Source organism: Streptomyces sp. NPDC107517, assembly GCF_055582645.1.
In genome coordinates this window covers 165,286-182,926 of record NZ_JBVJPM010000011.1, presented here as the reverse complement: position 1 = coordinate 182,926, position 17,641 = coordinate 165,286, and the positions used below count along the sequence as shown (strand labels likewise).

The window sequence follows — 17,641 nt, the reverse complement described above, 5'->3', positions numbered from 1 at the left end:
CGAACCGGACGGATGACCGACGACCACGCAGTGACTTGCGTGCGGGGGGAATGACTCATGACGTCGACGCCGACAGGCGCCCGGCAGAATTTCGATCCGTCCCAGACCACCCAGCTACGCGTGCCGCCGCAGCGGACCGGCAACTTCCGGCGCATCAAGAAGGCCCTGCCGCGCTACGACTACGAGCACTACAGCAGGCTCGCGGGCCCGCTGACCCAGCCCGAACCCGGCAAGCCGTACAAGGTGCAGTACCGCTCGCTGCTCTCGCAGGAGCCGCACCGGCTGCGGGCCGCGCTGATGCTGGGCGCCGCGCCGCTGCTCTCCCTCGTGCTGCTCTTCTGGCTGCTCCAGCCCGAGCACTGGACGCATCGGGACTACCCGGCGTACGACTTCCTGCCCGCGCTCGACGTCGTGATGCTGGTGTCGATCGGCCTGATCGAGTTTTTCCGCTGCATGAACGTGCTGTCGAACGCGCACGCCACGCTCGTCGCCCGTGATCCGGTCCCGGTGGTGCCCGAGACCGGTACGAGAGTCGCGTTCCTGACCTCGTTCGTGCCCGGCAAGGAGCCGATCGAGATGGTCACGAAGACCCTGGAGGCGGCCGTGAAGCTGCGCCACCGGGGGCTGTTGCACATCTGGCTCCTCGACGAGGGCGACGACCCCGAGGTGAAGGCGGTCTGCGAGCGCCTCGGCGTGCACCACTTCTCCCGCAAGGGCGTCGCGCGGTGGAACCAGGCCAAGGGCCCGCACCGCGCCAAGACCAAGCACGGCAACTACAACGCCTGGCTGGACGCGCACGGCGACGACTACGACTACTTCGCCTCCGTCGACACCGACCATGTGCCGCTGCCCAACTACCTGGAGCGGATGCTCGGCTTCTTCCGCGACGAGAACGTCGGCTTCGTCATCGGCCCGCAGGTCTACGGCAACTACGACTCCTTCGTCACGAAGGCCGCCGAGTCCCAGCAGTTCCTCTTCCACGCGCTGATCCAGCGCGCGGGCAACGCCTACGGCGCCCCGATGTTCGTCGGCACCTCCAACGCCGTACGCATCAGGACCCTCAAGCAGATCGGCGGTCTGTACGACTCGATCACCGAGGACATGGCGACGGGCTTCGAGATCCACCGCGCCAAGAACCCCGCCACGGGCAAGAAGTGGAAGTCGGTCTACACGCCGGACGTGCTCGCCGTCGGTGAGGGCCCGAACGCCTGGACCGACTTCTTCACGCAGCAGCTGCGCTGGTCCCGGGGCACGTACGAGACGATCCTCAAGCAGTTCTGGAAGGCGCCGTTCTCGCTGCCGCCGGGCCGCTTCTTCAACTACACGATGATGGTCATCTTCTACCCGATGTCCGCCATGAACTGGATTCTGGCGGCGCTGAGTTGCGCCCTGTTCCTCGGGCTCGGCGCGTCCGGCGTGAACATCGACCCGACCATCTGGCTGATGCTGTACGGCAACGCGTCCGCGCTGCAGATCGGCCTCTACATCTGGAACCGCCGCCACAACGTGTCGCCGCACGAGCCCGAGGGCTCCGGCGGCATCGCGGGCATGGTGATGTCGGCGCTGTCCGCGCCGGTCTACGCACGCTCCCTGATGGACGCCGTGCTGCGGCGCAAGAGCAAGTTCGTGGTGACCCCCAAGGGCGAGTCGGCCAGCCCCGACACGCTGTTCGGCACGTTCCGCATCCACCTGTTCTTCATCCTGGTCTTCGCGGCTTCCATGACCGCGTCCTTCGTGTTCGGGCACGCGCACCCGGCGATGCTCACCTGGGCCGCGTTCGCGCTGCTCATCACGGCCTCGCCGATCTTCGCCTGGCGGTGGACGATGCGGCAGGACAGGAAGAAGCCGAGGCCGCCGGCCGCTCCCCAGGACCAGGGTGAGCACGTCGCGCCGCCGGCGCACGCCGCGCAGGAGAAGCCGAGTTGGACCGCGCCCGACCAGACCATGCAGATCGCCCTTGGGGGACGTAAGAAATGAAAGACGGTGCCAGCCGCCGCCGTGCCCGACGCATAGCCATCGGCTCGGTGGTGGTGCTAGCGCTTGCCGGGATGAACGGTCCGTGGCTCTACCGGTTCGGTTCGGCGAAGTACCACGAGTACAAGATCAACAGACCCGAGTACAAGGCCGAGAACGGCAAGTGGGACATCGTCGAGTTCCCCAAGGAGTACCGGCAGAACACGATCCACGCCGCCCTGCTGCACACGGGCAAGATCCTGCTCGTGGCCGGGTCCGGGAACAACCAGGACAACTTCGACGCGAAGAAGTTCGACACCCGGCTGTGGGACCCGGTGAAGGGGACGATCAAGAAGATCCCCACGCCCAGCGACCTGTTCTGCACGGGCCACACGCAGCTGGCCAACGGCAATCTGCTCATCGCCGGCGGCACCAAGAGCTACGAGAAGCTCAAGGGCGACGTCACCAAGGCCGGCGGCCTGATGATCGTCCACAACGAGGACCCGGACGAGCCGAAGACCATCCCCAAGGGGTCGAGGTTCACCGGCAAGGAGAACGGCAAGACCTTCGTCACCAGCGAGAACATCACCATCGAGCGGGCGAGGAAGGTCTTCGACCCCAAGACGGGCAGGTTCCTGCGCAACGACCCGGGCATCCGCCGGGTCTACGTCGAGGCGCAGAAGAGCGGCACGAAGTACGAGACGGGCACGCAGGACAACTACCGCGTGCAGGGACTCAAGGGCGCCGACGCGCGCAACGTCTACGGCATCGCGCAGAAGCTCGCCCTGGACAAGAAGGACTTCCAGGGGATCAGGGACAGCTACGAGTTCGACCCGGTCGCCGAGAAGTACATCAAGGTCGACCCGATGAACGAGGCCCGCTGGTACCCGACGCTGACCACGCTCTCGGACGGCAAGGTCCTCTCCGTCTCCGGACTCGACGACATCGGCCAGCTCGTCCCCGGCAAGAACGAGACGTACGACCCGAAGACCAGGAAGTGGACGTACACCAAGGGGATCCGCCAGTTCCCGACCTACCCGGCCCTCTTCCAGATGGAGGACGGGAAGATCTTCTACTCGGGCGCCAACGCGGGCTACGGACCCGACAACGTCGGCCGCACGCCCGGCATCTGGGACCTCACGACCAACAAGTTCCAGAAGATCCCGGGGCTGAGCGACCCCAAGCTGATGGAGACCGCCGGCACGGTGGAGCTGCCGCCCGCACAGGACCAGCGCTACATGGTGGTCGGCGGCGGCGGGGTCGGCGAGTCCAAGGAGTCGAGCCGCAAGACGCGGATCGTCGACCTCAAGGCGAAGGACCCGAAGTTCGTCGACGGTCCCGAGCTGGAGAAGGGCACGCGCTACCCGCAGTCCTCCACGCTCCCCGACGACACGGTCCTGGTGTCCGGCGGCTCGGAGGACTACCGCGGCCGCGGCGACTCGAACATCCACCAGGCGCGGCTGTACGACGTGAAGACCAACACGTTCAAACGCGTCGCCGACCCGCTCGTCGGCCGCAACTACCACTCGGGCTCGATCCTGCTGCCCGACGGCCGCGTGATGTTCTTCGGCTCGGACTCGCTCTACGCCGACAAGGCGAACACCAAGCCCGGCGTCTTCGAGCAGCGCATCGAGATCTACACGCCGCCGTATCTCTACCAGGACTCGCGGCCCACGCTCGGCGGTGGCACGAAGACCGTCGGGCGCGGCGGCACGGCGACGTACAGGTCGGACCACGCGACGGCGATCCGGACGGCCCGGCTGATCAGGCCGAGCGCGTCCACGCACGTCACGGACGTCGACCAGACGTCGATCGCCCTCGGCCTGAAGAAGTCGAAGGACAGCGTCACGGTGACCGTCCCGAATGACCGCAGTCTGGTCGAGTCGGGCTGGTACATGCTGTTCGTGACGGACGATCAGGGAACGCCGAGCAAGGCGCAGTGGATTCACGTGCCGTAGAGGCACGTATGTGGGGGGCGCGGGGTCACCGGCCCCGCACCCCCCACGGCACTTCTCCTCGCTCTATTTGCTCCACCTGCGAGCCTTGGCGAGACCGAGGGCGTACTCCGGCCACCAGACCCCCGCCTTCGGGCCCCCCTTGCAGTCGCCGTCCGACTCCCCGGGCCGCTTGACCCACAGGTACGCCTTGACCAGGGGGTCGCCCGTCCTGGTGCCGGGCACCTCACCCAGCGCCCTCCCGGGAGGATTGCACCAGCGCTGGGCCGGGTCGCCGCCCGTGTAGGGCCCCTTCCCGTTACGGCTGGTGTCGATGACGAACGGCTTGTCGCCGACCTTCGCCGAGAGCTCCTTGCCGTACTTCACGGAGTCCGCGGTGGTGTAGAAGTTCGACACGTTGACCGAGAACCCGTCGGCCTGGTCGATGCCGGACCGCTGGAGCGGCTGGAAGATCTGGTCGGGCCTGCCCCAGCCGGCGTTCCCGGCGTCGAGGTAAACCGTCGTGTTCTTCAGTGACTTGAGCTTGCCGACGGCGCCCTTGAGGAGGTCGTAGCGCTCCTCGTGGAACTCCCCCGGCGTGCAGTTGTCCACCATGTGCTGCACGGCGTCCGGCTCCAGGATCACCGTCGCGTGCCGGTCGCCGATGCCCTTGGCGACGCTGTCGATGAACGCCCGGTACTGGTTTCCGTCGGCCGCGCCGCCCTTGGAGAACTGGCCGCAGTCGCGGTGCGGGATGTTGTAGAGCACGAGCAGGGCGTCCCGGTCGGCCTGGTCGGCGGCCTCCGTGTAACCCCGGGCCTGGTCCTCCGCGTTCTCCGGGAGGATCCACTCGCCGCTCGGCTGCTCGGCTATCTTCCGGATCTGCTCGGCGTCGTCCTTCTTGCCGGACTTCTCGTAGGCGGCGACCTGCTTGGCTGCGCTGCCGTCCGGGTTGACCCAGTACGGGTCGGACCCCTTCGGCTGCTGTTTCACGGGTGACGGTGAGCCGTTCTTGTCCTTGCCGTCCCCGGAGGAACAACCGGACACCAGCAGCGCCGCCCCTACGGCCGCCGCTCCCGCCCTCACCCCCCAGGCGCCGACACCGCGTACGCGGCCTGCGTCCTTGCGGTACATCCACTCCCCCTCGGGTGCCCTGTACGACTCTCAATGCTGGCACACGGGCCGCCGCGACCACGAGGGCGGACAGGGTTCGTCAAATACCTGTTACAGCGCCCGCGTTCGGCGTTCACCAGGGGTGCGAGCACATCCGGACTTGGCGTCAAACAGCCTCTAGGCCGCGTCGCCCATCCGCTCTAGAGTCGTCGTGAGCCCGAGCCCCGCCCCGCACCACCTCTCCGGGAGGGCAGGTCTCTCCTGACCTCCCGCGCCGACGCCGGGTTACTCCCGCAGCCCGAGCGCGCGCGGTCGAGGACCAGCCCGGTCGGCGTCTCCCCCGGGGGGAGCGGGTCGCCGGCCGGGCCGGGTTGTCAGTGCTGTCGGAACCGGCGGCGCTGTTGTCGTTGTCAGCTGTCGTTGTCAGCTGTCGTTGTCAGCTCGCCGACGCGGGCGCGTTGGTCACTCCGGTGAGGTACGCGGACACGACCACGTTGGCGGTGTAGGCGTGCGACGCCCGGTCGAAGGAGCCGCCGCACGTGATCAGCCGCAGCTCGGCCCGGCCGGACTGCCGCTGCCCGTACGCCTTTTTCGCGTCGAACCGTGCGCGGCTGAAGACCTGCACGTCGTCGACGGTGAACTCGGCGACGGAGCCGTCGTCCCGTCCGACCCGCACCTTGTCGCCCGGCTTGGCCGAGCTGAGGTGGTAGAAGACGGCGGGCCGGGTGTCCGTGTCGACGTGCCCGACGAGCAGGGCCGTGCCGCGCTCGCCCGGCTTGGCGCCGCCGCCGTACCAGCCGACGACACCTGCCTCCGAGAAAGGCGGCGGGTCGATCGCGCCGCTGCCGTCGAGGCCGCTGACCGTCACCGGCGCCTCGATCTTCAGAGCGGAGACGTCGATGCTCTGCGGCTTCGCGCCGGACATCGACATCGGCTTGTGCGCGGGCGGCAGTTCGATGCCGAGCGGCCGTCCCACTGCTGCCGCGTCGCCGGTCGTGGGCGCGGACAGGCCGTGGAAGTCGGTGACTTCGCTGCCCCACACCCACAGGCCGAGCAGCAGTACGGCCCAGGCCACCCCGGTCACGAGACGCCCGTTGCCATGAGGTCGTTCGCCGTCAGCCATGATCGGCCCCCGCTCAGCCGGAGCGGCGCCGGCGGACGCTGCGGGAGGCCACGGCCACAGCCGCGACCGCCGCGAGCACCAGGCCGGTCACGGCGTGCCAGGTGCCGGGGCCCTCCCCGCGCGCGTCGTAGGCGATCTCGGTGGTGTGGTCCGCGGTGAGCCGCGCGGTCCCGCCGCCCCCCGCGTGCACGGCCGCGGTGGGGGTCGGTGTGGGCCGGCCCGGCTGCAGGACCTGGACGCTGCCCCTGACCTTGCCGTCGGCGCCGTCGCAGGTCACCTTGACCTCGTAGACCCCGGGCGTCGCCGACGAGCGGATGCGGGCCTGCGTCGTCAGGGTGGGCTGGTCGGCGGACCGGGCGAGGTCGCCGGGCGCCTCGAAGGCGTCCGAGTAGACCTTGCCCCTGGAATCGTTGCAACCGGAGACCCTGAGATCGACCTGGGTCCCCGGGGCCGGGGCGTACGGGGCGACGGTTATGGAACCGGTGGATCCGTCGGATTCCCCGCCTTCCGCGTGGGCGGCGGCGACCGGCAGTGTCACCAGAACGGCCGTCGCCCCTATGGCACGGAGAGCGAACATCTCTCTACGCATCGTGAACCTCCTGTATTGGAAGGGTCACGCGCGCGGGCCCGATCCGCATCCCGGGGCCGCCGGAAAAGGCCGCCCCGGGAGCGGGATCAGACGAGTTCGACCAGGTCAGCGATGGAATCGACGACCTCGGAAGGCCGGAAGGGATAACGGTCGATGTCGGCCTCGCCGGTCAGCCCGGTCAGGACGAGGAAGGTCTTCATCCCCGCCTCGAGACCCGCCAGGACGTCGGTGTCCATGCGGTCGCCGATCATGGCGCTGCTCTCCGAGTGCGCCCCGATCGCGTTCAGGCCGGTGCGCATCATCAGCGGGTTCGGCTTGCCCGCGAAGTAGGGCTGCTTGCCGGTCGCCTTGGTGATCAGCGCGGCGACGGCGCCGGTGGCGGGCAGCGGGCCCTCGGTGGAGGGGCCGGTCTCGTCCGGGTTGGTACAGATGAAGCGGGCGCCGTTGTTGATCAGGCGGACGGCCTTCGTCATGGCCTCGAACGAGTAGGTGCGCGTCTCTCCGAGCACCACGTAGTCCGGGTCGTGGTCGGTGAGGACGTACCCGATGTCGTGCAGCGCCGTCGTCAGGCCGGCCTCGCCGATGACGTACGCCGTGCCGCCGGGGCGCTGGTCGTCGAGGAACTTGGCGGTGGCCAGCGCCGACGTCCAGATGTTCTCGACCGGCACCTCCAGGCCCATGCGGGTCAGACGGGCCTGGAGGTCGCGGGCGGTGTAGATCGAGTTGTTCGTCAGCACCAGGAAGGGCTTGCCCGACTCACGGAGCTTCTTGACGAAGGCATCGGCGCCGGGGATCGGCACGCCCTCGTGGATGAGCACACCGTCCATGTCGGTGAGCCACGATTCGATGGGCTTGCGCTCTGCCATGTGCCGGTCTCCTGCCATACAAGAAAACACTGGGGTCAAGAAATAGCTGGGACGCCGGGACCACGCTGTGCCGACGCCCCCAGCCTAATCAGCACCGGCTGATCTTGACCCCGCCGAGCCTGCGGAAGCGGTCCGCAGGTCAGCTGCCCGTCGCCGACTTCCAGTCCTCCACGTACGTCTGGAGGTTCTTGTCGATGTCGTTCCAGTCGGGCTCGAAGATCTCGACGCCGTCCATCACCTTGGACAGGGCGATGGCGTTCTCGTCGGTGGCCTTGACGTCCTTGCGCGCGGAGAAGCCGCCGCCGATGGAGCTGACCTGCTGCTGTGCCTTGGTGGACAGCATGAAGTCGAGGAGCTTCTTGCCGTTCTCGCTGTGCGGGGCGTTCTTCACGAGGCCGCCGGCATAGGGCAGGGCGAACGAGGTCGGCTTGCCGCCGGCCTTCTTCGGGAACCACAGGCCGAGGTTCGGCATGGTCTTGGACTGCGCGAAGCTCATCTGCACATCGCCGTTGGCGACGAGGAGTTCGCCCTTGTCGACCTTGGGGGCGAGCTTGCCGGTGGAGGCGGACGGGCCGACGTTGTTGGCCTGGAGCTTCTTCAGGTAGTCCATGGCGGGCTTCTTGCCGCCGAAGTCGTGCATGGCCTTGACGACCACGGCGGTGCCGTCGCCGGCGACGCCGGGCGTGGAGTACTGGAGCTTGTTCTTGTACTTGCCGTCGAGCAGCTCGTCCCACGTGGTGGGCGCCGTCTTCAGGTCCTTCTTGTTGTAGACGAAGCCGAAGTAGTTGTTGACGACGGAGGTCCAGGTGCCGTCGGCGGCCTTGTCGGCCCCGTCGACCTGGTCGGCGCCCTGGGGCGTGTACTTCGCCAGGAGGCCCTTGCCGTCGGCCTGCTGGATGAACGGCGGGAGCGTCACGATGACGTCGGCCTGGGTGTTCGACTTCTCGCGGGCGGCGCGCTGCACCATCTCGCCGGAGCCGCCCTCGACGTACTTGACCTTGATGCCGGTCTTCTTCGTGAAGTCCTTGAAGACCTGGTCGTACCAGCCGTCGCCGTTCTCGCCCTTGAGGCCGTCCGCGCTGTACACGGTGACGGACTTCTCGTCGGAGGCCGCGGAGTTGCCGCCACAGGCGGAGAGGGTGGCGGCGAGGGCGAGGCTTCCGGTGACGGCGGCGATCGGCTTGAGCATGTTTCTGCGCATGGCGAGGTGAACTCCTTGCAGCGTTATGGGTATCGGGGGGTCAGCGGTAAGAGGCTTTGGTGCGGATCCGCGAGACGAGCAGCAGGACGAGCAGCGTCGTCGCCATGAGGATCACGGAGATCGCCGATCCGGTGAACAGAGAGCCCCGGTCGGTGATCGCGTAGATCTGCACGGGCAGCGGCATCCAGTCGGGCGGGTAGAGCATCATCGTGGCGCTCAGCTCGCCCATGGACAGGGCGAAGCAGAGTCCCGCGGCCGCGTTCAGCGACGGCAGCAGAAGGGGCAGCTTGACCTTCCACAGGACGTACGAGGGGCGGGCGCCGAGCGACGCTGCGGCCTGTTCGTACGCGAGGTCAAGTCGTACGATCGCGGCCGAAACCGACTGATAGGCGAACGCCGTGACAAGAATCGTGTGCGCCAGGATGACGATCCAGCGGGTGCCGTTGAGCACCAGCGGCGGCTTGGAGAACGCGACGAGTACGGCGAGGCCGACCACGACGGACGGCACGGCGACGGGCAGCATGAACAGGGCGTCGAGGAACCTGCGGCCGCCCTTCTTGAGCGCGGCGGCCGCGAGCGCGGCCCAGGTGCCGATCAGGAGGGCGAGAAGGCTGGCGCTGACGGCGGTGACCAGGCTGGTGGTCAGCGCCTGGAGGGACGCACCGCTGGTGGCGGCCTGGTAGTGGCCGCCGGTGAATCCGGTCGGGAAGGCGCTCGACCAGTTCGTGGCGAACGACGCGGCGACGATGACGAGCAGCGGCAGCGCGAACAGAGGCAGGAAGAGGGCGAAGAAGACGACCCAGGTGGCCCACTTGCCCTTACGGCTATGCACCAGCACGGCGGCTCACCACCCGGTAGAGGCCGTAGAGGCCCACGGAGATCAGGACGTTGACGACGGCGACCACGCACGCGCCCGGGTAGTCGGACTCGAGGATCGCCTTGCTGTACACGAGCATCGGGAGCGTGGTGACGCCCTTGGCGCCGGTGAAGAGCACGATGCCGAACTCGTTGAGGCACATGACGAGGACGAGGCTGCCGCCGGCGGCGAGCGCGGGCAGCGCCTCGGGCAGGATGACCTGCCGCACGATGCGCGCGGGCCTCGCGCCCAGTGAGGACGCCACCTCCAGCTGCGCGGTCTCGATCTGCGAGAACGCGGCGAGCAGGGGCCGCATCACGAACGGTGTGAAGTACGTGATCTCGGCGAGGAGCACGCCCCACGGGGTGGTGAGGAACTGGAAGGGCCCGGCGGCGGCGCCCGTGACGTCCGTCCACAGTCCGTTGGCCATGCCCACGGACCCGTAGACGAAGAGCAGCGCGAGGGTGATCAGGAAGGACGGGAAGGAGAGGAACACGTCGATGAACTTGGCGACGGCCTTCCCGCCGGGGAACGGGACGAACGCGATGACGAGCGCGAGCGCGAACCCGAGCACGAGGCACCCGACGGTCGCCCCGACCGCCAGCCACACCGTCGTCCCGAGTGCCTCCCGGAACGCGGACGAGGCGAAGACGTCGGCGTACGGCTCCAGCGAGGTGCCGCCGGTGTCGGGCTGCACGGACTGCTGCACGACGAGGGCGAGCGGATAGAGGAACACGAGGGCGAGTACGGCGACGGGCGGCAGCGCCCACACCCACTTCGGCGCCCCCTTGCGGGGCTTCGCGGCCTTGCTCACCGGCGTGCTCAGCGTGGCGCTAGCCATCCTTGCTCACCCCGGCCGAGAGCAGCACGGCGTCCTCGGGTGCGAAGTGCACGGTGACCTCGTCGCCGAGCGCGGGCGGGGTGCGCAGTTCGCGCAGGTCGGCCTTGAGCCGGTGCCCGTCCACGTCGACGTACAGCCGGTGGGTGGAGCCGCGCCACTGGACCTCGGACACGGAGCCGGTGAGGGCGTTGGGCCCGTCGCCGAGCCCGACGAGGTGGGGGCGCACGCACAGGGTGGCCGACACCCCGGAGGCGACGTCGCCGGTGGGCACCTTCAGCTCGGCGCCGGCGAAGGACACCGAGTCGGAGCCGACCTGGACCGGAAGCAGATTGGCGTTGCCCACGAAGGAGGCGGTGAACTCGGTGCGGGGCCTGCGGTACAGCTCCTGCGGGGTCCCGCAGTCCTGGAGTCGCGCCTTGTCCATGACGGCGATCCGGTCGGCGAGGGTGAGCGCCTCGACCTGGTCGTGGGTGACGTAGAGGATCGACACGTCGGGCAGCTCGCGGTGGAGCCTGGCCAGTTCGGCCAGCATGCCGGAGCGCAGCTGCGCGTCGAGCGCGGACAGCGGCTCGTCGAGCAGGAGCACCCCGGGCCGGATGGCGAGGGCCCTCGCGATGGCCACCCGCTGCTGCTGTCCGCCGGACAGCTCGCGCGGGTAGCGCTTCGCGTAGGACGCCATGCCGGTCATCTCGAGCGCCTCGGTGACCCGGGCGGGGATCTCGGCCTTGGCGACCTTCTGGGCCTTCAGGCCGAAGGCGACGTTGTCCTCCACGCGCAGGTGCGGGAACAGGGCGTACTGCTGGACGACCATGCCGATCCCGCGCCGGTGGGGCGGCAGGTCCGTGACGTCGCGGTCACCGATCAGGACGCGGCCCGACGCGGGCCGCACGAAGCCGGCGACGGCGCGCAGGGCCGTCGTCTTGCCGGAGCCGGACGGGCCGAGCAGCGCCATGACCTCGCCGGGCTCGACCGTCAGATCGAGGGAGTGAAGGACGGTGTTCGCGCCGTAGGCGACGGACACCTTGTCGAAGCGGATGCCGCTGGCCATCAGCTCTCAGCTCCCAGGCGCACGGCGGGTATGGGGTCGGTCTTCTCTCTCACGGCGGCAACGCTCCTCGGAGCGGATGACCCGCATAGGTCCGCACGGCAACGGGACGGTGAACGGCCACCCAAGGTTGGCCTAGACCCGTTATGTTCTCGTTACCAAAGGGGGCCAACTGCCGCCCCCGGGCGGTCAGTTGCCCAAACGCGTGGTGAACGAGAACCGGTCCCCCCGGTAAAGGGTCCGCACCCGTTCCGTGGGCCGGCCGCTCGTGTCGGACGACACCCGGTGAATGAGAAGCATCGGCAGGGCGGGCGGCGTGCCGATCAGGAGGGCCTCGCGCGGCGTGGCCAGCACGGTCTCGATGCGCTCGTCGGCGGACCCGAACTCGATCCCGAGCCGCTCGTGCACATACGTGTAGAAGGACGAGTCCGGGTCGAAGTCGACGTCGAGGCGCGGCATCCGCGCCACGGCGACGTAGGTGCTCTCCAGGCCGACGCGCTCGTCGTCGGCGAGCAGCACACGCTCCATGTGCCACACCGGCTCACCCCTGTCGACCTCGATCTCGTCGGCGAGAGCGGGCGGGCACGGGAAGCGGTCGAGGCCGATGAGCGTACGGCCGGGGCGGCGGCCCTGGCGGCGCACGCCCTCGGTGTAGCTGGCCATCGACAGCGGCTGCTCCAGCTTGGGCCCGGCCACGACCGTCGCCCGGCCCTGGCGGCGCAGACGCCCTTCGAGCAGCAGCTCGCGCAGCGCCTGGCGCACAGTCTCGCGCGCCACCTCGAAGCGCAGGGCCAGATCCCGCTCCGTGGGCAGCGGCTCGCCCTCGCCCAGCTCGTCGAGGAGCGCGGAGACATGGGCCTTGACCGCGTAGTACTTCGGGATGCGGCCGTGCTCGGGGATGCCGGCGCGTACGGGTGCGCCAGGTGCCTGGTCGTTCGGGTAATCCACCCAGGGATGTTCGCAGACATTTGTTAACGGGGTGTCGGGGCGGTCCGGGAGTGCGGTGCGCGCGGCGGGCGCCGTGGCCGGAATCCGCCCTCACCGGCGGCCGGTGCGCAGCCGCCGGGAGCCCGCCACGAGGGCCGCGCCGCCGATGAGCAGGGCGCCGGACGCGAGGCCGAGACCGCGCAGGGAACGTGTGCCGGTGCGCGCGAGCTCATCGGGCGAGAGGGGGCCGACGTCGGGGTCGGCCCCGGTACCGGCGTCTGCGTCTTCGCCTGTGTCCGCGCCCGTGTCCGCATCGGTGCCGGTGCCGGCGCCTGAGTCGCTGCCGGTCGTCGGGCCGGTGGTGGGGCGGGGCGTGGGGCCGGTGGCGGGCCGGGTCGTGGGGCCGGTGGTGGGCCGGGGTGTCGGGCCGGTGGTGGGGCGGGCCGTGCGGCCGGTGGTGGGCCGGGTCGTGGGGCCGGTGGTGGGGCGGGTCGCGGGGCCGGTCCCGTCGGTGGGACGGGCGCTCGCGGTGCCGCTGTCGCGGCGGGGCTCGCGCAGGCCGTCATCCCCGGCGTCGGGTTTGTCACGCTTCTCGCCGGGACGCCTTCCGGGCCGCTCGGCCTCCTCGTCGTCGGTGAGCGTGAACCGGTAGTCGCCCGACTGCCCCACCCAGTCACCGTCGTCGTCCCGGCGTCGCACGACGGCCGCGTTGGCGACGACGCTGTTCGGCTCGGCGTCGGAGGTGAACATGAGCCGGGCCCGGACGGTGACGGTCTTGCCCGGGCCCACCCGGAAGCCGGGGAAGCCGTCGTCGAAGACGCCGACGTTCTCGTCCCGCTCGGTCCGTTCGAAGCGCACGGGGTGCCGGCGCTCGCCGTCGGAGAACTCCAGCTGGATCTGCCGCGTCGCCAGCGTCCGCTTCTTGTCGATGAGTACGACGACGGGGTGGATGGCGGCGCACTCGGCATCGGTCTTGTTCGTGAGGTCGAGGAACCAGGTGCGGAAGCCGCCGCCGGGGTGGTACGTCGTGGGGCCGCCGCGAATCCGGGTGCTGATCGGGAAGTCTGCGGGGTACTGGGCGGCGCAGGTGGGCTCGAGCGGGGCGGACCCGGCCGGGACCGGGTCGGCCGCGAGGGCCGGGCCGCCGGTCACCACGGAGGTCAGGGCCACGGCAGTGACGGCGAGCGGGATACGCGGTCGCATGAGGAGCCTTTGTGATCGCGGGCGGGAAAGGTACTGCCGCGGCGACCGTGTCACGCGCGACGCGCCCCGTGCCGCCCCGTACGGCCCGATGCCCGAGGTATTCCGCTCGATCAGCTCAGATTTCCTTCATTCCGGTTGACCGGGAATCTCCGCCACCCGGCGGGCCGGGAAGTGACCGTGCGCCCGGCCGTACAGGGGCGCGAGGACCAACTGGGCGGCGCCCTCGACCACCGCGGTCTCGGCGCCGGGCGCGCGCAGCACCGGGACCTCGACCGTGCCACCGCGCCGTGCCCGCTCACCGAGCACCGCCCGCACCCCTTCGACGAAGCGTTCCTCGGCGGCCGCGACCGTGCGCCCGCCGAGCAGGACGAGGTCGATGTCGAGGAGGCCGACCATGTTCGCCGCGCCCTCGCCGAGCACCCGCGCGGCCTCGTCGAAGGATCCGGCCGCGACCGCCGCGAGGCACAGCGCCTCGATGCAGCCGTGGTTGCCGCAACTGCAGAGCGGGCCGTCCAGCTGGATCACCTGGTGGCCGAATTCGCCCGCTCCTGTGTGCGGCCCGCGATACGGCGTGCCGCCCAGGACGAGTCCGGCGCCCAGCCCCGTACCGAGGTGGAGGTACGCGAACGAGTCGCCGCACCCGGCGAGCGCGAGGCCGAGCGCGGCCGCGTTGGTGTCCTTGTCCACGACCACGGGAAGCCCGAGCCGCCCCGCGAGCGCGTCCCGCAGCGGGAACCCGTCCCACTCGGGGAACCCGGTGACGCGGTGCAGCACGCCGGAGAAGTGGTCGAGGGGCCCGGGCAGCGCGACGCCCACGCCGAGGACACGGGGGGTGGGGGGTTCCGGGTCCACGGGGTCCTGCGCGTCGCGGTGGCCCGAGTCTCCGGCATCCGCGTCCCCGGTGCCCGCTCCCGTGTCCGCTCCCGCGCCCGTGAGCAGTGCCTCCACCTCGCCCGCCGCCGCCTCCACCACCGCGTCGCCGCCCGCGCCGAAGGCCAGCGGGGCGCGGCGTTCGGCGACGACCGTGCCCGCGAGGTCGACCAGGACCGCCGTCAGTTCGTCGCGGTCCAGGTGGAGCCCGACCGCGTACCCGGCGTCCGGCACGAGGCGCAGGACGGTGCGCGGCTTGCCGCCTGTCGAGGCGCGGCGGCCGGTGTCCGTCACCAGGCCCTGCTCCCGCAGCCGCGCCGTGATCTTGCTGACGCCCTGGGGAGTGAGGCCCGTGCGCTCGGCCAGTTCGAGCCTGCTGATGCCCTCGTCGCCCGCCGTCCGCAGCAGATCGAGTACGAGTGCGGCGTTGTGGCCTCGCAGCACCGCCAGATTGACCCCGGAGTTAGCCCTGTTCACTCCCCCATTGTCCCTTCCGCTTGCACTTTGGCAACACCGTTGCTTAAGTGGATGCATGACTGAAGGCATGACATCAGGTACGGCTGGGGCCCCCGGCTCCCCCCTCCGCGTCGGTCTCGTCGGCTACGGCCTGGCGGGCTCCGTCTTCCACGCCCCACTGATCGCCGCGACCGACGGCCTCGTACTCGACACGGTCGTCACCTCGAACCCGGAACGGCAGGCACAGGCCCGCGCCTCCTTCGGTGACGGCATCCGCTTCGTGGCCACACCCGACGAGCTGTGGCCCCTGGCCGACGAGCTCGACCTGATCGTCATCGCCTCCCCGAACAAGACGCACGTACCGATCGCGACGGCCGCCCTCAAGGCGGGCCTCCCGGTCGTCGTCGACAAGCCGATCGCCGGCACCGCGGCCGAGGCGCGCGAGCTCGCGGCCCTCGCCGAGGAGCGCGGCCTGCTGCTCTCGGTCTTCCAGAACCGCCGCTGGGACAACGACTTCCTGACGCTGCGGAGCCTGATCACGGAGGGCGAGCTGGGCAGCCTCGGCGATGTATGGCGCTTCGAGTCGCGCTTCGAGCGCTGGCGGCCACAGCTCAAGGGCGGCTGGCGCGAGTCCGGCGATCCGGAAGAGATCGGAGGTCTCCTCTACGATCTCGGCAGCCATGTCGTCGACCAGGCCCTGGTCCTGTTCGGCCCGGCCGTCTCGGTCTACGCGGAGTCGGACGTGCGGCGCGCGGGCGCGGCGGCCGACGACGACACGTTCATCGCGATCACGCACGCGAGCGGTGTCCGCTCCCACCTGTACGTCTCCGCGACGACGGCCCAGCTCGGCCCGCGCTTCCGCGTCCTCGGCTCGCAGGCCGGCTACGTGAAGTACGGCCTCGACCCGCAGGAGGCGGTGCTGCGCGAGGGCACGATCCCGGTGGCCGGCGAACCCTGGGGTGTGGAGCCCGAGTCGATGTGGGGCCGGATCGGTTCCGGAGAGTCCCCGCTGACCGGCGGCGGACGCCCCGTCGAGACGCTCCCCGGCGACTACCCGGCGTACTACGCGGCCGTCGCCGCCGCGCTGCGCGGCACCGGCGAGAACCCGGTCACCGCCGAGCAGGCCGCGGCCGCGCTCGACGTCCTGGAGGCGGCCCGCCGCTCGGCCCGCGACGGTGTGACGGTGGCCCTGTGAGCGCGCCGACGGTCGAGGAGATCGAGGAGCAGGAGCGCCGCCTGGTCCTGCCGAAGTTCACTCACGAGGACGCCTGGGAGCTGGGCTCACTGCTCGTCGAGCTGGCCAGGGAGCGCAAGGCGCCGGTGGCGATCGACATCACGCGCGGCGGCCAGCAGCTCTTCCACGCGGCGCTGCCCGGCTCGACCCCGGACAACGACGCCTGGATCGCCCGCAAGCGCCGCGTCGTCGAGCGCTATGCCTGCTCGTCGCTGCTGGTCGGAACCCGTTTCCGGGCGAAGGGCACGACGTTCGAGGACTCGTCCAGGCTCGACCCGGACGCGTACGCGGCACACGGTGGCGCGTTCCCGCTGGCCGTCGAGGGCGCGGGAGTCATCGGAGCGGTGGTGGTCTCCGGCCTACCCCAGCTGGAGGACCACGCGCTGGTGGTCAAGGCCCTGGACCTCTTCATCGCGGGCTAGCCAGGCGCCCCTGCAAGGGCGCGGGGAACTGCGCGCTCAGCCACCAACGGACCGGCGGCCGACAAACCGGCCACCGGCCCCCGCAGTTCCCCCGCCCCCGCGCGGAGCGCTACGCGTCCTTGAGTTCCTGACGCTGGCGCCCGAGACCCTCGATCTCCAGTTCCACCACGTCCCCGGCCCGCAGATACGGCTTCGGCTCGGGCTGCCCCATCGCCACGCCGGCCGGCGTCCCCGTGTTGATCACGTCGCCCGGGTACAGGGTCATGAACTGGCTGACGTACCGGACCACCTCGGCGACCGGGAAGATCTGGTCGGCCGTCGAGCCGTTCTGCTTCAGCTCGCCGTTCACCCACAGTTTCAGGCCGAGCGCCTGCGGGTCCGGGACCTCGTCCGCCGTCACGAGCCAGGGGCCGAGCGGGTTGAACGTCTCGCAGTTCTTGCCCTTGTCCCACGTGCCGCCGCGCTCGATCTGGAACTCGCGCTCGGAGACGTCGTGCGACACCGCGTATCCGGCGATGTGCGCGAGGGCCTCCTCGTGCGACTCCAGGTAGCGCGCCGTGCGCCCGATGACGATCGCCAGCTCGACCTCCCAGTCCGTCTTCACGGACTTGCGCGGTACGAGCACGGTGTCCTCGGGGCCGACGACCGTGTCCGCCGCCTTGAAGAAGACGACGGGCTCCGACGGCGGCTCGGCGCCGGTCTCGGCGGCGTGGTCGTGGTAGTTCAGGCCGATGCACACGACCTTGCCGATCCGCGCGACCGGCGGGCCGGTCCGCAGGCCGTCCGCGTCGAGCACGGGCAGCTCGCCGGACTCGGCGGCGGCCCGTACGCGCCCCAGCGCCGCGTCGTCGGCGAGCAGTTCCCCATCGATGTCGGGGACGACTCCGCCCAGGTCACGCAGGACACCTTCGGCATCGAGCAGGGCCGGGCGCTCCGCCCCCGCGGTACCGACTCGCAGCAGCTTCATGGTTGAGACTCCTTGATCGAGGAGGGACCTCCCGACGGGTG

The 17,641-nt window shown here is 70.2% G+C and carries 16 protein-coding genes; 4 read left to right on the top strand and 12 right to left on the bottom strand.

Annotated elements, in window-relative coordinates:
* The first annotated feature begins 57 nt into the window (after positions 1 to 57).
* Together ACZ67T_RS25230 and glxA are read left to right on the top strand one after the other, a co-directional pair.
* Positions 58 to 1,977 (top strand): glycosyltransferase family 2 protein, encoded by a 1,920-nt coding sequence (locus ACZ67T_RS25230; RefSeq protein WP_469987069.1) that lies wholly within the window; start codon positions 58 to 60, stop codon positions 1,975 to 1,977.
* Entirely contained in the window at positions 1,974 to 3,911 is a 1,938-nt protein-coding gene (gene glxA / locus ACZ67T_RS25225; protein WP_469987068.1) for a radical copper oxidase GlxA, read from the top strand. Before ACZ67T_RS25230 ends, glxA begins: the two co-directional genes overlap by 4 nt.
* 63 nt (positions 3,912 to 3,974) lie before the next feature.
* On the opposite strand, the gene ACZ67T_RS25220 is transcribed toward glxA, so the two are convergent.
* From ACZ67T_RS25220 to ACZ67T_RS25170, 11 genes are all read right to left on the bottom strand, one after another.
* Positions 3,975 to 5,021, bottom strand: a complete 1,047-nt coding sequence (locus ACZ67T_RS25220) for a glycoside hydrolase family 6 protein (protein ID WP_469987066.1) — start codon at positions 5,019 to 5,021, stop codon at positions 3,975 to 3,977.
* 415 nt (positions 5,022 to 5,436) lie between these two features.
* Complete coding sequence (locus tag ACZ67T_RS25215) at positions 5,437 to 6,123, bottom strand: class F sortase (protein ID WP_469987065.1); 687 nt, start codon at positions 6,121 to 6,123, stop codon at positions 5,437 to 5,439.
* Positions 6,124 to 6,136: 13 nt separating this feature from the next.
* Positions 6,137 to 6,712: a hypothetical protein gene (locus ACZ67T_RS25210; RefSeq protein WP_469987063.1), complete on the bottom strand. Its 576-nt coding sequence runs from the start codon at positions 6,710 to 6,712 to the stop codon at positions 6,137 to 6,139.
* Positions 6,713 to 6,798: 86 nt separating this feature from the next.
* Complete coding sequence (locus tag ACZ67T_RS25205) at positions 6,799 to 7,578, bottom strand: HAD-IIA family hydrolase (protein ID WP_469987061.1); 780 nt, start codon at positions 7,576 to 7,578, stop codon at positions 6,799 to 6,801.
* Positions 7,579 to 7,717: 139 nt separating this feature from the next.
* The gene (locus ACZ67T_RS25200; protein WP_469987059.1) at positions 7,718 to 8,779 is read right to left on the bottom strand and encodes a 2-aminoethylphosphonate ABC transporter substrate-binding protein; all 1,062 of its coding nucleotides are present in this window, start codon (positions 8,777 to 8,779) and stop codon (positions 7,718 to 7,720) included.
* Positions 8,780 to 8,819: 40 nt separating this feature from the next.
* Entirely contained in the window at positions 8,820 to 9,617 is a 798-nt protein-coding gene (locus tag ACZ67T_RS25195) for an ABC transporter permease (RefSeq protein WP_469987057.1), read from the bottom strand.
* The gene (locus tag ACZ67T_RS25190; RefSeq protein ID WP_469987056.1) at positions 9,604 to 10,476 is read right to left on the bottom strand and encodes a 2-aminoethylphosphonate ABC transporter permease subunit; all 873 of its coding nucleotides are present in this window, start codon (positions 10,474 to 10,476) and stop codon (positions 9,604 to 9,606) included. The genes ACZ67T_RS25195 and ACZ67T_RS25190 overlap by 14 nt, the downstream gene beginning before the upstream one ends.
* Positions 10,469 to 11,524, bottom strand: coding sequence for an ABC transporter ATP-binding protein (locus tag ACZ67T_RS25185; RefSeq protein WP_469987054.1), 1,056 nt, complete (start codon positions 11,522 to 11,524; stop codon positions 10,469 to 10,471). Before ACZ67T_RS25185 ends, ACZ67T_RS25190 begins: the two co-directional genes overlap by 8 nt.
* A 186-nt stretch (positions 11,525 to 11,710) precedes the next feature.
* Positions 11,711 to 12,469: a GntR family transcriptional regulator gene (locus tag ACZ67T_RS25180; RefSeq protein WP_469987052.1), complete on the bottom strand. Its 759-nt coding sequence runs from the start codon at positions 12,467 to 12,469 to the stop codon at positions 11,711 to 11,713.
* A gap of 90 nt (positions 12,470 to 12,559) precedes the next feature.
* Positions 12,560 to 13,651, bottom strand: a complete 1,092-nt coding sequence (locus ACZ67T_RS25175; protein ID WP_469987050.1) for a hypothetical protein — start codon at positions 13,649 to 13,651, stop codon at positions 12,560 to 12,562.
* Positions 13,652 to 13,777: 126 nt separating this feature from the next.
* A complete protein-coding gene (locus ACZ67T_RS25170; RefSeq protein ID WP_469987048.1) occupies positions 13,778 to 14,998 on the bottom strand; it encodes an ROK family transcriptional regulator in 1,221 nt (406 codons plus the stop codon).
* A 67-nt stretch (positions 14,999 to 15,065) separates the two neighbouring features.
* Between ACZ67T_RS25170 and ACZ67T_RS25165 the strand changes: the two genes are divergently transcribed.
* On the top strand, positions 15,066 to 16,172 hold the full coding sequence (locus tag ACZ67T_RS25165) for a Gfo/Idh/MocA family oxidoreductase (protein ID WP_469987276.1): 1,107 nt from the start codon (positions 15,066 to 15,068) through the stop codon (positions 16,170 to 16,172).
* Positions 16,169 to 16,633: a heme-degrading domain-containing protein gene (locus ACZ67T_RS25160; RefSeq protein WP_469987046.1), complete on the top strand. Its 465-nt coding sequence runs from the start codon at positions 16,169 to 16,171 to the stop codon at positions 16,631 to 16,633. The genes ACZ67T_RS25165 and ACZ67T_RS25160 overlap by 4 nt, the downstream gene beginning before the upstream one ends.
* Positions 16,634 to 16,742: 109 nt before the next feature.
* Here ACZ67T_RS25160 and ACZ67T_RS25155 read toward each other — a convergent pair whose 3' ends face one another.
* On the bottom strand, positions 16,743 to 17,600 hold the full coding sequence (locus ACZ67T_RS25155) for a fumarylacetoacetate hydrolase family protein (RefSeq protein ID WP_469987044.1): 858 nt from the start codon (positions 17,598 to 17,600) through the stop codon (positions 16,743 to 16,745).
* Positions 17,601 to 17,641 lie beyond the last annotated feature (41 nt).